General features: G+C 69.8%; 10 protein-coding genes. 2 read left to right on the top strand and 8 right to left on the bottom strand.

What is annotated here, in order from left to right; all coding sequences use genetic code 11:
• Nucleotides 1-40 precede the first annotated feature (40 nt).
• The 3 genes from AC5020_RS01415 to AC5020_RS01405 are packed head-to-tail and all read right to left on the bottom strand — an operon-like array spanning nucleotide 41 to nucleotide 5,219.
• Complete coding sequence (locus AC5020_RS01415) at nucleotides 41-2,197, bottom strand: alpha-amylase family protein (protein WP_377018972.1); 2,157 nt, start codon at nucleotides 2,195-2,197, stop codon at nucleotides 41-43.
• Complete coding sequence (locus tag AC5020_RS01410; RefSeq protein WP_464986929.1) at nucleotides 2,194-3,060, bottom strand: NAD(P)-dependent oxidoreductase; 867 nt, start codon at nucleotides 3,058-3,060, stop codon at nucleotides 2,194-2,196. The genes AC5020_RS01415 and AC5020_RS01410 overlap by 4 nt, the downstream gene beginning before the upstream one ends.
• Nucleotides 3,057-5,219, bottom strand: coding sequence for a family 10 glycosylhydrolase (locus AC5020_RS01405; RefSeq protein WP_464986928.1), 2,163 nt, complete (start codon nucleotides 5,217-5,219; stop codon nucleotides 3,057-3,059). The genes AC5020_RS01410 and AC5020_RS01405 overlap by 4 nt, the downstream gene beginning before the upstream one ends.
• Before the next feature lie 70 nt (nucleotides 5,220-5,289).
• Here AC5020_RS01405 and AC5020_RS01400 point away from each other — a divergent pair, with 70 nt between their 5' ends.
• On the top strand, nucleotides 5,290-6,186 hold the full coding sequence (locus AC5020_RS01400) for a hydroxypyruvate isomerase family protein (RefSeq protein WP_464986927.1): 897 nt from the start codon (nucleotides 5,290-5,292) through the stop codon (nucleotides 6,184-6,186).
• 86 nt (nucleotides 6,187-6,272) lie between these two features.
• A complete protein-coding gene (locus tag AC5020_RS01395; protein WP_464986926.1) occupies nucleotides 6,273-6,980 on the top strand; it encodes a GntR family transcriptional regulator in 708 nt (235 codons plus the stop codon).
• 40 nt (nucleotides 6,981-7,020) lie between these two features.
• Here AC5020_RS01395 and AC5020_RS01390 read toward each other — a convergent pair whose 3' ends face one another.
• From AC5020_RS01390 to AC5020_RS01370, 5 genes are read right to left on the bottom strand one after another with little or no spacing between them, the layout of a single operon-like run.
• Nucleotides 7,021-8,058 carry a LacI family DNA-binding transcriptional regulator gene (locus AC5020_RS01390; protein WP_464986925.1) on the bottom strand — a complete coding sequence of 346 codons (1,038 nt, stop codon included), beginning with the start codon at nucleotides 8,056-8,058 and terminating at the stop codon, nucleotides 7,021-7,023.
• Between the two features lie 36 nt (nucleotides 8,059-8,094).
• Complete coding sequence (locus AC5020_RS01385) at nucleotides 8,095-8,967, bottom strand: glycerophosphodiester phosphodiesterase family protein (RefSeq protein ID WP_464986924.1); 873 nt, start codon at nucleotides 8,965-8,967, stop codon at nucleotides 8,095-8,097.
• A complete protein-coding gene (locus tag AC5020_RS01380) occupies nucleotides 8,964-10,841 on the bottom strand; it encodes an ABC transporter permease (RefSeq protein ID WP_464986923.1) in 1,878 nt (625 codons plus the stop codon). The genes AC5020_RS01385 and AC5020_RS01380 overlap by 4 nt, the downstream gene beginning before the upstream one ends.
• A complete protein-coding gene (locus AC5020_RS01375; protein WP_464986922.1) occupies nucleotides 10,838-11,986 on the bottom strand; it encodes an ABC transporter ATP-binding protein in 1,149 nt (382 codons plus the stop codon). The genes AC5020_RS01380 and AC5020_RS01375 overlap by 4 nt, the downstream gene beginning before the upstream one ends.
• A gap of 39 nt (nucleotides 11,987-12,025) precedes the next feature.
• The gene (locus tag AC5020_RS01370) at nucleotides 12,026-13,084 is read right to left on the bottom strand and encodes an extracellular solute-binding protein (protein WP_464986921.1); all 1,059 of its coding nucleotides are present in this window, start codon (nucleotides 13,082-13,084) and stop codon (nucleotides 12,026-12,028) included.
• Nucleotides 13,085-13,225: the final 141 nt, after the last annotated feature.

The following is a 13,225-nucleotide window of genomic DNA, read 5'->3' as shown; positions in this document are numbered from 1 at the left end:
TCTGGCTCAGCTTCCTTGGGCCGCACGGTATGGCCGTGCCTCAGCACCGGACGGAGAGAGCCTCGAAGACGTCGACCGGGGGCGTGCGCACGCTCAGCGTCCCGGCCGACCAGTCCCACTCGAGGTCCTCACCGGCCACGAGCGCGCGGACTGCCCGCGGCTCGGCCTCGCACGGGATGTCCAGCTCCGCCACCCCGGTGGTCACGGGGTCGACGAACCGCTGGGGTCGTTCCCCGCTGCGGTTGATCAGGTGGATCAGCGGGCCCTTTGCGCCGCGACCCGGCACGATTCGCACGAACGAGGGCACGGTCGCCGACCACCGGAGGTTCGCAGGCCCCGCGGTCGCCACCGTCTCTGCGAGCGCCGCGGCCACGGCCGACAGGCCGAGCTCGCGCAGCACCTGTCCGGGCAGCCAGGGCAGCACCGTCACCGATCCGCCCGTGGGGCACCGCCGGCGGATCCGGCCGGCATGACCGGTGGGTTCGTTCCCATAACACTTCTCCGGCGGGCCGTACAAGGAACGGCCCAGAACGGGCCAGTCGACCTCGAGCGCGGCGGCATCCCCGGCCGTGCCGTCTGCCCCATCGTCGCCCGACGAAGCAGTCCCATCGATCACGCCAGTCACACCGATGGCCCGGAACTCCCCGATCACGGGCACGTGGAGGGGTGCCGCATCCCCGGACTGCGGCCCGTGGGAACGCGTGGTACTTTCCGTCGGCCGCATACCGCCGGCGACGGACCGACCGATGTCCAGGTGCAGAGAGCGCAGCGATTCCTCGGTGTCGAACACCGCCTTCTGCGCGAGGTGCTCGCCACCGGCATCGAACTGGTGCCCGTTCGGGGACCAGCCGGAGCTGCCGGTGGCGATCACGGCTCCGCCGGCGGCGACGAAGCCGGTCAGGGCGACAGTCGCCTCCTCGGGCAGGTCGCCGAGGTCGGGCAGGACGATCAGGTCCACCCGGTCTCGGGAGATCGTCGCGAGTGCAGGCTCCGCGAGCACCACGAAGGGGATGTGGTTCTCGCTGAGAGCGCTGTGCCACCCCTCGAATTCACGGCGGCTGCGGACGTGCCCGCCGCGCGGCCGTACCAGTGCGGTGCGCGCCGTGGCGACGAGATCGGTGTATTCGCTCTGATGGTCGCGGTGGAAGCGGGTGATCGCCTCGCCGGCCTTCAGAGCCTGGAACGGACTGTCGGCCGGCGTACCCATGATGTAGGTGGACGGCTGGGCGCCATGGGCGATGGACTGCACGGCGTACTGCTCCATGTGCCGCGGGTCCTCCCCCGCCCAGCGGTACGGCATGTCCATGAAGGCCACAGCGTTGACGAAGACCGTTCGGGACGGGTCCTCGGAGCGCGCGACGTCCACGGCGTCGGCGGTGGCCTGGTGCCACAGCTCGCGGCCGACGGCGTTGTTGGCCTCGTGGAACGTGATGTCGGCACGATCGCCCTGGATGAGCGCGGCGCCGGGGGCGAGCCGGCGCACGTGTGCCCGCATCCGCTGATTCAGCTCGGCGAGCACGGCCGCGGTGTATACCTTCCACGTCCCATAACCCTCATCCTCGGGCCCGGCCGGAAGTGGCACGCCGGGGGCGAACCGCGCGAAGCCGCGACGGCACGCCTCGCACTGGCACACACCCCAGTAGCGGCGGCTGTAGTCGACCTCGTTGAAGGACATCCAGTTGAAGAAGAGCCCGCAGATGGGGTACCTCTCCAGCACCTCCGCGACGACGTCGAACATCTCGCGCTGGTAGTACTCGCCGCTGGGGCAGACGCTGCGATAGCCGTTGTACACCTGGGGCCGCCCGTCCGGGGCGACGAAACACCACTGCGGATTCCGCTCCGCGCGCCGCGCGTCGACCTTCGAGAAATCCATGCGGGCCAGGACGCGGATGCCGCGGGCCTCTGCGGCACGCGTCGCGTCCCCCACGAGGTCGCCGGAAGGGCGCCGGTCCAGCCGCGGGTTGACCGTCTGGGCCTCGAGGCGACTGGGGTAGTTGGCGATGATGCCGCCGACGCTCAGCAGCCAGGTGTCCGCCCCGTAGGACTCGATGGCCGTGAGCACGGCCTCGACGTCCAGCTCGGCGTCGATCTCCCGCAGGTTTGTCTGGAAGGTGCGGAACGGCTGGTGCCACCACTGCGCCCCGTCGCGGGGGTCCTGGCCAGCAGCGGGCTCGCCCCCTGCCATCTCGCCTGTCATCGAAAGTCCTCGCCGAACAGACGGAACAGCGCGGAATGGTCCAGCTCCTGCCATTGGCGGGAGATGGCCTCGTCCATCTGGGCGGCGACGACCTCAATCCCCGGCAGCGTGAGGCCCCGGTGCGCGGCAACGTCCTCGGCGAGACGCAGGTCCTTGCGGTGCAGCCGCAGCCGGAAACCGGGGTCGAACGCGCGCTCGACCATCCTCTGCCCGTGCAGTTCGAGGATCCGCGAGCTCGCGAAACCGCCGTCGAGAGCGGCGCGCACCCGTTCGGGATCGATGCCGGAGGCCTCGGCCAGTGCGAGCCCCTCGGCGACGGCCTCGATGGTCATGCCGACGATGACCTGATTGACGACCTTCGTGGCTTGGCCGGCGCCGGGTGGTCCCATGTGGGTCACGCGGGCCCCGAGGATCTCCAGCAGGGGCATCGCCCGCTCGACGTCGGCGTCCTCACCGCCGACGAAGATGGTCAGGGCACCATCGCGCGCGCCCACCTCGCCACCGGAGACGGGAGCATCGACCCAGCCGCCGCCGGTCTCGCGCACGGCCGCGGCCAGCCGCTCGGTTCGCACGGGGGAGATCGAGCTCATGTCGATCACCAGCGCACCGTCGGCGAGCCCAACGAGCACACCGTCCTCGCCGCGGAGCACGGTCTCGACGTCGGGAGTGTCCGGCAGCATGAGGATCACCGCTTCGGCCTCCGCGGCGGCTGCGGCTGGCGTCGACGCGGCGGTGGCTCCGGCGTCGACGAGGTGCTGCGAGCGTTCCTTGACGCGATGGACCTGCAGGTCATGTCCGGCGTCGAGGAGGTTCTTCGCCATGGGGGTGCCCATGACGCCGAGTCCGATGAATCCGATTCTCATGCTTGCCCTCCGTGTTGCACCGCATCGGTGCGGGTCGGTGTCCAGGTCACGTGGACGACCTCGAGGTCGTCGACAGTCTCGAGCGGGATGTGCAGCCTGCCGTCCCGCTCCTCGGTGCGGGCCGGCCCACCGGCAATGACGAGATCGGCGGTGCCGAGTTCAGCGCCGTCGGGGATGGTCAGCACGACCTCCTGGTCATGCAGAGGCAGAGCGTCGTGGCGCTGCCCGCGCATCGCCATGGGGTCGGTCAGGTTCACCACGGTCACCGCGATCTCGTCCTCGCCCTCGCGGACCGCGAGGTCCACCAGGCCCTGCCCGTTCACGCTCACGCGCGAGGGCTGCTGCCCCTGTGCCCAGGTCACGGAGTCGGCGATCAGACGGCCGTGGTCGGACTGGAGTGCGCGCCAATAGACCTCGCCGATGTCGAAGGCGATGTGCACGGTGCGCCCTCCACCCGCATGCTGACGTGTCACCACGGCGGGCGGAGTCGGGCCGGGGCGGGGGTAAACCTCCTCCATCGGCAGGTCGGGATAGTCCGGGACGAAGCGGAAGGCGACGTCCGCGTCCGGCAGCGCTTCGATGTCCAGTACGTGGGCGCCGGCGAGTATGCGCTGGGCGCCGTCATATCCCGCGGTGAGCGGGTGGCCGGCCTCGAGGCTCATGTACTTGTTCTTCAGCGGGCCACGCACGCCGCCGGTGAGCCGGACCCCGAGCAGGTCCCCGAGGGCCAGTCGGCCCGGGCTTTCGTCCGAGCCGCCGGTGAGCCCGGCGTCGTACCCGGCCACCAGGCCGCCGCCGTCGGCGACGTACTGCTCGATGGCAGCCACGGTCGCCGGGACGAGATCGGCACCTGTGGGGATCACGAGCACCCGCACGCCGCGCAGGCGCTGGGCGGTCAGTGCCTCCTCGGCGATGTACTCGAAAGGGATCCGGGCCTCGATCAGGGCCTGGTAGACGCCGTCCTCGTGCGCTCCCCCGCCGTGGCCCTGCCCGAAGGGGGTCGCCGAGGCGCGGTCCACGCAGTCCAGAAGCGCTACCTCCGCGGTGTGGCGCAGGTGGCCCGTGGCCTGCTCGACGCGAGCGTGCAACCGGAAGGCGTCGGCCATGGGCTGGACCCACCGGGTGTCGAAGCATTCGCCCTTGAACTTCGTGAACCACGGGAGGGCCCCGTGCGCGAAGCCGTCGACGACGAGCCCGCGGGTCTCGTGGGGGTCGGCGACGGAATCCTTCCAGCGCAGCTCCCCGTCCTCGGGGCCGACGGAGGTGATCAGGGCGACGGGCCGGTCGGGGTACAGTCCGCGCGCACGCTTGCCCACGCGACCCGGAGTCCATGAGGCCTCGAGCCCGGACCGCCCCTGCTTGTCGACGAAGAACATAGGATACCGGTCCTCGACGAGATCGCTGTCCAGATCGCGGGTGAGGGCGCCTCCGCGGTTGGGGATGAACCGCACGTGAGGGCGGATCTCGCGGACGGCGTCGTCCCAGTGGACGACGAGCTCGCTGAGCTGTCGGCGCCGCCACGCGGTGAAGGCGGGCCAGGCGGGATCGGAGGGGTCCGTCTCTACGGGCAGCTCCTGCCCGGTGGCCGAGAGGAAGGCGGCGCGGGTGAGCGGGTTGTAGCTGACGCGGCGGCGCCCCTCCCAGCGGTTGGCGAAGACGGCGTCCACGTCGTACTCGCGCACGATCTCCTGGGCGATCTGCGTGGTGAACTCCCAGTGCGAGGGGCTCATGGGGTCGGTCCACCACAGGCCCGGCATCGACTCGTGCTCCACGGGCGCTCCGTCGAGACCGTGGTCCAACCACTCGGGATGCGCCTGCGCGGCTTCGGCGTGGACGGCGTGCGGGTCCACACGTGCCATGACGTGCATGTCGAGGCCGCGAGCAGCCTCGACCAGCTCGCCGAACACGTCCCGGTCCCCCAGGTGCGTACTGCGGTAGTGGTATGGGATCTGCGTGGGATAGAAGGCCATGTACCCGCCGGCGCTGAGACACAGCGCATTGGATCTGGTCCGCGTCATGACGTCGACCCAGAAGTCGACGTCGAGCGCGGAGGGGTCGTCCTCCGTGAGTGTCAGCTGCGTCCATCGTGTCGCGCTGAGGTACCACTGCGGGCTGCGCACTGCACTGGTCAGCTCGGGCTGGGCTTCGTCGATCGTCACTGATCCCCCTTGAGATGAAGTAATTGTTAGACATGCTGACATGTATAGCTTCATGTGACAAGATGGCGGCATGGATTCCCACGTACAGACAGGATTGACCTGGCATCGATATGACGTCAGCGCGAACGTCTCCCTGCTCTTCACCGAGCTGCCCCTCCTTGAGCGCTTCGCCGCGGCACGGCAGGCCGGTTTCACGGCCGTGGAGTGCTGGTGGCCCTTCCCCACCGCCGACCCGGACCCCGGTGCGGTCGAGGAGATCCTCGAGACGATCGAGGACTCGGGCGTGAGACTGACCGGCATGAACGTCTTCGCCGGGGACATGGCCGCCGGCGAGCGCGGCATCGCCTGCGCCCCGGAGCGCGCGGACGAGCTGGAGGCTTCCCTAACCGTGCTGCGCACCATCGCCCAGCGCACGGGCTGCCGCGGCTTCAACCTGTTGCACGGACAGGTGCCGCCGGACGCCGACCAGGGGGCGCAGGAGGCGGCGCAGGAGGCGGCGCGCGAAGCGGCCGTGCACGCCTACCGTCGGGCCGCCGAGACCATGTCGGGCCTCACCGCGCGCGACGGCAGCGACATCAGCGACGGAGTGATCCTGGTCGAGCCGCTCGCCCGCGGCCTCAACGGCGCATACCCCCTGGAGACCGCGCAGGACGCGCTCGAGCTGATCGACGAGGTCGGCGCGCCGAACGTGATGCTGCTGCTGGACACGTTCCACCTCACCCGGAACGGGGTCGACATCGTGGATCTCATCGAGGGCGCCGCCGACCGCATCGGTCATGTCCAGCTCGCCGACTCCCCGGACCGCGGCGAGCCGGGCGGCGGCTCCGTGGATTTCGCGGCGATCGGCTCGGCTCTGCGCGCTCACGGCTATACCGGCACCGTCGCCGCCGAGTACCGGCCCACCGAGGAGACGCTGCGCACTCTGGACTGGCTGACTCCGGCACCGGACTCGCAACCGCTGGCATGATGTAAGCCCGGGAAACATGCCGGACATGTGTAGTGTCCGCAGGGAACGTCGCCGGTGTTGGCGGCATGGACGGAAGAGGAGTCGCCGTGTCGACACCATCGAGCCAGTTCAAGCTCGGGCCAGCGTCACTGACCGAGGCCCTGTTCGCCTCGTTGCGTGAGCGCATCATCAACGGCGAGATCGTCCCGGGCGAGAAGGTCACCGAACAGCGGGTGGCCGGCGAGTACGGCGTGGCCCGTCCCACGGCGAAAGCATGCCTCGAGCGTCTCACCTCCCTCGGCCTCCTGCGACGCACCGCGCACCGCTCCGCCTCCGTGCCCGTGCTCGACGCGAGCGAGATCGAGGACCTGTTCTTCAGCCGGGAGACGTTCGAATCCGCCGCGACGGCGCACCTGGCGCAGGCTCGGAATCTCACCGACGACGTCGCACGTGCCCAGGCAGCAATGACCCAGGCCGCCGAACGAGCGGATTTCCGCGATCAGGTCCAGTACGACATCGACTTCCATTGGGCTCTGGTCAACGGCGTCGCCAGCGACCGGCTCAGCCGCATGTACGAGATCATCGCCGGGGAGATCCACTTGACGATGGGGCAGTACGCGGCGCATCGACGCACCTCCCCCACCACCGTTGTCAGCGAGCACGACGCCATCATGACGGCGATCCGCGACGGCGATGTGGACGGTGCGCGAGCCGCACTGGCGACCCATCTGAGCCGGGCGCGCGAGAGAGTCCTAACGCAGGTCGCGGGCGGATCCACTCCGGCGAAGAGCGGCGCTGGGCCCGGGGATGACTGACACCGGAGCGCGAGCGCGGTAGCCTCACCGGCCCACCCGGTCACCGCACGCCGCGCGGCGCTCCCAGGGTCCGGCCCGTCAGGAACTCACCCGCGAATCTCTCATGCTCCAGCGAGAGCGGCTCGCCGCGCATCAGTGCTGACATAACGTCCACGGACCGCTCGGCGACCGCCTCGATGGGGATCCGCACCGTCGCCAGACCGATCTGGTCGAGGCCGGGCAGGATCCCGTCTCCCCCGGTCACCGAGACATCCTCGGGGACCTGAATCCCGCGGGTACGGCAGGTGCCCAGGAAGTCGAGGGCGCGCTCGTCCGTGGGGAACAGTGCTGCGGTGATGCGGCCCGCTTGCACGAGGTCGGCCACCTCCTCGCTGCCCTCGGGGCCGATGCCGAACGTGGTCGCATGCACCTCGCGCACGCTCGCCCCGCGCTCGCGCAGCCGCCGCATCATCGAGGTCGACCGAGTGTTCTCGGGCACCGAGACCGAGGCTTCGGTGACCAGCACCGCGACGTCCCGGTGCCCGTGCGCGAGCACGGCGTCGGCGACGAGCTCGCCGTTGCCCTCCTCGTCATAGGACACCCCTCGGATCCGGGGATGTGATTCGGGGCGGCCGACGGAGAGCACGGGGACCACGTTGAGGAAGGGGGCGAGGTCCTCCGGCCGGATGACGCCGGTGGCGACGAACAGCCCTCCCACTCGCAGGCCCAGCAGCCGCTGCAGCGCCCGCCGTTCCTCGTCGACCCCCTCGGAGGACGTGGGCGTGACGGTGATCAACTCGAGTCCGGCCTCTCCCGCACGGTTCTGGACCTCCGAGTGGAGCAGCCCGTACGACGCCTTGCGCGGGTTGCGCAGCAGCAGCCCCACCAGCGAGGAGCCTCGCGCTGCAACCGCCTGGGCCATCATGTTCGGTACGTAGCCGAGCCGGGTGATCGCGGCGAGCACGGTCTCCTGAGTGCTCTCGTTGACGCGGGCGGTGCCGGCCAGGACGCGGGAGACGGTGGCGCGGGAGACGCCGGCCTCGCGGGCGACGTCCTCCATCGTGACCCGGAGGACCTCGGTCTCCTCGCCATCTTCCATGGCCCTGACCCTACCGATCCGCAGGCCGCCCACCGTTCACGCGTCGCGGGCGGCGCGATACTCGCGCAGCAGCGCCGGCCAGTCCGTCTGCACGAGATCGGCGCCGTGGTCGATGAGCCGGCCCCAGCCGACGTCGGGCCCGTCGGCCAGTGATGTCTCGTCGTCCCAGCCGCGGAACATCGGCACCCGGTTGCCGAGGTTCAGGGCGTTCAGCTGCACCAGCAGTCCGCGGCCGTGCAGCTCATCGATCAGTCCCGGGTCGGCGAGCTCGTGATCGACCGTCGGGGCCAGCAGCTCGATGGCGACGGTGTTGAGCTCGGGACGGGCGAGGACCGCGTCGATCTCCGCGCGGCTGCGCACGATCGGCATGTACGGGAAGGGCGTGGGGCTCGCCGCCAGCGCGTCCAGAGCGACGGTCTCGACCGGGCTCTTGAGCACCAGTCGCTGGGCGACGTCGAAGGAGGCGAGGTGCCCCAGCAGCTCGGGCCAGTACCACCAGGAGCGGTCGAGGTTGAACAGCTCGTCCTCGAAGCCGGTCAGGATCGTCTCCAGGGGCTCGAGACCGTAGTCGCCGGCGCCCGGTTCCACGCACCACCGGTAGCGCAGAGCACGCAGCTGCGCGGTGGAGAGCTCGCGGATGTCCTGCTCGAGACCGAAATGCATGTGCTCGTAGCCGTTATGGAACAGGAAGTAGTCGCCGTCCGTCGAGCGCAGGACGTCGGTCTCGATCATGTCGGCGCCCTCGCGCAGCGCGGCGGTGAACGCCGGCCCGGTGTTCTCGGCGATCGAGCCGCCGGCGGAGCCGCGGTGGACCACGATCATCGGCGAGGCCGTGGCGGCGCGCTCGGTCAGGAGATGGTTGACCTCGGCGAAGCGGTTCTGCCCGATCGCGGTATCGGTCGTGGTCATGAGGGGTCTCCTGCTCTCGGGCGCGCAGTGCGCTCGCTCGGGGTCGGGGTGGGTGTCGTCGAGATCGGGGCCGGGGTCGCGGCCGGGGTCGTCGTCGAGGTGGGCGCCGGGGTGAGGGATGCCGGGGCCGACGCGCGGGAGCGTCGGCGTCGGACCGACCTGCCGGCGGTGGCCGCGCTGCGGCCGTAGACCAGCCAGAGGACCACGCCGGAGATGACCATGAGCAGAACCGTGTACACGAACGTCAGGGCGGTGGTGTCGTTGATGGTCTCGGCCGTGGTGGCGCTCTGGATGAAGATGCCCAGCGGCTGGTGGAAGGGGTGGGCGAGAAAGACTGCTGTGTCGTAGTTGTCCAGCAGAGAGTTGAAGTTCAACGCGGCGATCGCCGTCGCCGCGGGGATCACCAGAGGCAGCAGCACGGTCGCGAGCGTGCGCAGCTGGCTCGCCCCGAGCAGGGAGGCGGCCTCCTCGACATTGTCGGGGATGCCCATGAAGCTCGCCTTGAGCATGCGCAGCGTGAAGGGGATCTTCTCGATGAGGTAGCCGATCGCGAGCAGGATGACGGTGCCGGTGAGGACCCGGCCTCCGACCAGTGGCTGCGGCTGCCCGAATGTCATCACCAGCGCGAGCGCGATCATCGTGGCCGGGAGGATCCAGGGCAGGTGAAGCAGGTACTCGATGCCTCGCATGACGGGGCTCGGGAAGCGCTGGAGGAGCCGCGCGACCAGCAGCATGGCCGCCACGACCACGGCGGAGGCCACGGCCGAGTAGAGGATCGAGACCACGAAGGGCTCGTAGGCGGCGGGCTGGGTGAGGACGGCGGCGTAGTTGTCCAGGGTGAGACTCTCCCAGCTCAGCCGCCCGGCGGCGATGGCAGAGGCGTCGGTGAAGGAGAAGACGACGATGAGCACCGGCGGGACGATGTATACCAGGAACAGCAGGTATGCGGCCCCGTGCACGGCGGCATTGGCCAGCGGGTTGCGGATCTTCTGCTTCGGCAGGGCGACCGGCACCTTGGAGACGGAGAAGTACGTTCCGCCGCGCTCGATGCGGTTGAGGATCGCCAGCAGCGCCATCGTCGCCAGGCCCAGCACCATGGCGAGGGTCGCAGCCAGATCCCGTGAGCCCATGCTGTGGGAGAAGGTGAGGATCATCGGGGCGATGGTCTGGAAGTCCGGCCCGCCCAGCACCAGCGGGATCGCCATGGCTCCGAGCCCGCCGAGGAAGGTGAGCACGGTGATGGAGAACAGGATCGGCCGCAGCACCGGCAGCACGATGGACCACAGGATCTTGCCGGTCGAGGCGCCCAGCTGACGTGCCGCCTCGACGGTCTGGAAGTCGACCTTTCCCAGGGCGTTGGTGAGGAACAGCAGGTGGGTGCCGGTGCCCGCGAGGGTCGAGACCAGCACGACGGCCAGCATGCCCGTGAACCACTGCGGGTCCATCCCGGGGAAGATGCGCAGCAGCGTGGTGGTGATGAATCCGCGGGGGCCGTAGATGAGGTTGTACCCGGCCGCCATCACCACGCCGCCGTACAGCAGGGACGTCGCGAACCCCGCGAACAGGATCCTCGATCCGCGCACGTCGAAGAACCGGGTGGCCAGCACGATGAAGGTGCCCACCAGATTCACGCTGAGCGAGAGGATCACGGCCAGCAGGAAGGAGTTGCGCAGCGAGGTCATCGCCCGCTCGGAGCTGAGCAGCTTGGTGAACACCTCGGCCGACCACTGCCCCTCCGGGCGGAACACCTGCGCGAGCAGCGTGAGGTTCGGCCACACCAGGAACGTCACGATGAACCACACCACCACCAGCACGACGCCGACGAACAGCGGTGAGCGGGCGAGCTGACGCAGCGAGCTGCGGGCGGAGCTCATGCCACAGCCTCCGCCGAGGCGTGCGGAGAGGTGACGGGTGCGGTGCCAGGTGCTCCGAGGCCCGGGTCATCGACGGTGCCCGCGGTATCTGTGGCTTCCGGGGTATCCGCGGCACCTGCCCGGTAGCTGCGGATCCAGGCCGGATCCAGACCTAGTTCCACCTCGTCGCCGACCCGGAGCTCTCCTCCGTCGCCGTGCTCCTGGGCGATGACGCGGAGGATGCCGTCGGCGGTGGTGACGTCGTAGGAGGAGAAGCTGCCGCGGTAGGAGCGGGCGGCCACGGCTCCTGGGACCGTCGGCATCCCGGCCTCCGGAGGCCCGGCATCCCCGGCGGGCAGCACGCGAACCTTCTCGAGGCGCACGTAGTGGCGTCGGCCGGGATCGAGACCGGCACCCTGGGCATTCAGGCGCTCCACGTGCCCCGGGGCGAGACGGTTGGCGTCGCCGAGAAACGTGCACACGAACTCGGAGGCAGAGTGGTCGTAGAGCTCCTGCGGGGTGCCGGCCTGGGCGATGCGCCCACCCTCGAGCACGGCGAGCCGATCGCTCATCGACAGCGCCTCCTCCTGGTCGTGCGTGACGTAGAGGGTGGTGATGCCGAACTGCGTCTGGAGCTCCTTGAGCTGGACGCGCAGCTGCTGGCGGAGCTTGGCGTCGAGGTTGGACAGGGGCTCGTCCAGCAGCAGGATCTCGGGCTGCATGACCAGTGCGCGGGCTATCGCCACTCGTTGCTGCTGGCCACCGGAGAGCTCCGCCACGCCCCGGCTCAGCTGCTCGTCGCTGAGGGAGACCTGTTCAGCGATCTCGTGCACTCGCCGTCGGACCTCGCCGCGCGGGACCCGGGCCGTGCGCAGGCCGAAGGCGATGTTGTCGTGGACGTTCATGGAGGGGAACAGGGCATAGTTCTGGAAGACCATGCCGACTCCGCGGCGGTGGCTGGGGGTGCGGGTGACGTCGCGTCCCCGGATGCGGATGCTGCCCCCGGTGGGGTCGACGAATCCGGCCAGGGTGCGCAGGGCGGTGGTCTTGCCGCAGCCGGAGGGACCGAGGAGGGTGAAGAACTCTCCCTCCTCGATCGTGAGGTCGAGGCCGGGGATCGCGACGAAATCGCCGTAGGCGACGCGGATGCTGTCGAAGGTGATCATGGTGGCTCCTCGGAGACGCAGGGCGGGCAGGGACGCCGGTCAGCCGAGGTACTGCAGCTCGACCTTCTCGACCCAGTCGCCGAGGTTGGTCGCGACCGTCGGCCAGTCGATCTCCTGGGCCGTGAACGAATCGGTCTGCTCCACAGCGTCCTGGTCGGCGCTCTCCAGGGCGTCCTGGTTCGTCGGCGCGGTGAAGAACTCCTTCGACCAGGCGGCCTGCACCTCGGCCGAGCCGAACCAGTCGATGAACTTCTGGGCGGTCTCCGCGCGCTGGGAGTCCTTGACCAGCGCGACGTGCTGGGTGGCCATCGGGACGCCGACCTCGGGCTGTGCGGCCTCGGTGGTGATGCCGTACTCCTGCTCGCGGCTGGCCTTGCCTGCCAGCCACATCTGGCCCGCATCGACCTCGCCCGCGGACATCCGGGCGTAGAGGTCCGTGCCCTCGACCGCGGGGGAACCGTGGGCGAAGTATTGCTCCACGGCGCTCCAGCCCTCCTCGGAGACGCCGAGATCGCCCGTGGGGTCCAGGTGGCGCGAGAGGATCCCGGCCAGGACCATCTGCGTGGTGGCTCCGCCCATCGACGTGGGCGTCTCGTAGCGGCTGTCCAGCGCGGGGTCGGTCCACAGGTCGGGCCAATCCTGCGGGATCACGGCGGCGTCGGTGGTGTGGACCAGCATGATCGGTTCGCGCACGATGGGCCAGAAGGTGCTGTCATCGCCGATGCCGGACTCCACGGCATCTGCCCACGCGGGGGTGTAGGCCTCGAGCACGTCGGCCGACCTGAGGTTCTCGAAGTAGACGTTGTTCAGGCCGAAGACGACATCGGCCATGGGGTTCTGGGCCTCCGCGACCAGCCGGTCATGGACGTCGCCGCCGCCGAGGTCGACGAACTCGAACTCGAAGCCTTCCTCGGCGGCCCGCTCCTGCAGCCACTCCCCACGACCGTCGGAGACCGAGTTGGAGTAGATGACCAGCGGACTCGACTCACCGCCCGAGGCGGCACCCCCGCTGCTGGAGCCGCAGGAGGTGAGCGCTGCAGCGCCGCCGACGGCTCCGCCGGCGGCGAGGGACAGGGACAGGAAACGGCGACGATCCATCAGGATCTCCTTCGAGGCAGAAGCGGGGACCGCGTTCGCACGGGCTTCCCTGCGGGCCGCCACATCATGAACGCGCGTTCATCGGTAGCGTGCGCTGACCGTCTGTCGGCGAGGCAATGCCGCCGGGAACCGCGGATGAAC

This window comes from Brachybacterium sp. SYSU DS0246, assembly GCF_059391765.1.
This window is presented reverse-complemented; position numbering and strand designations above follow the sequence as displayed.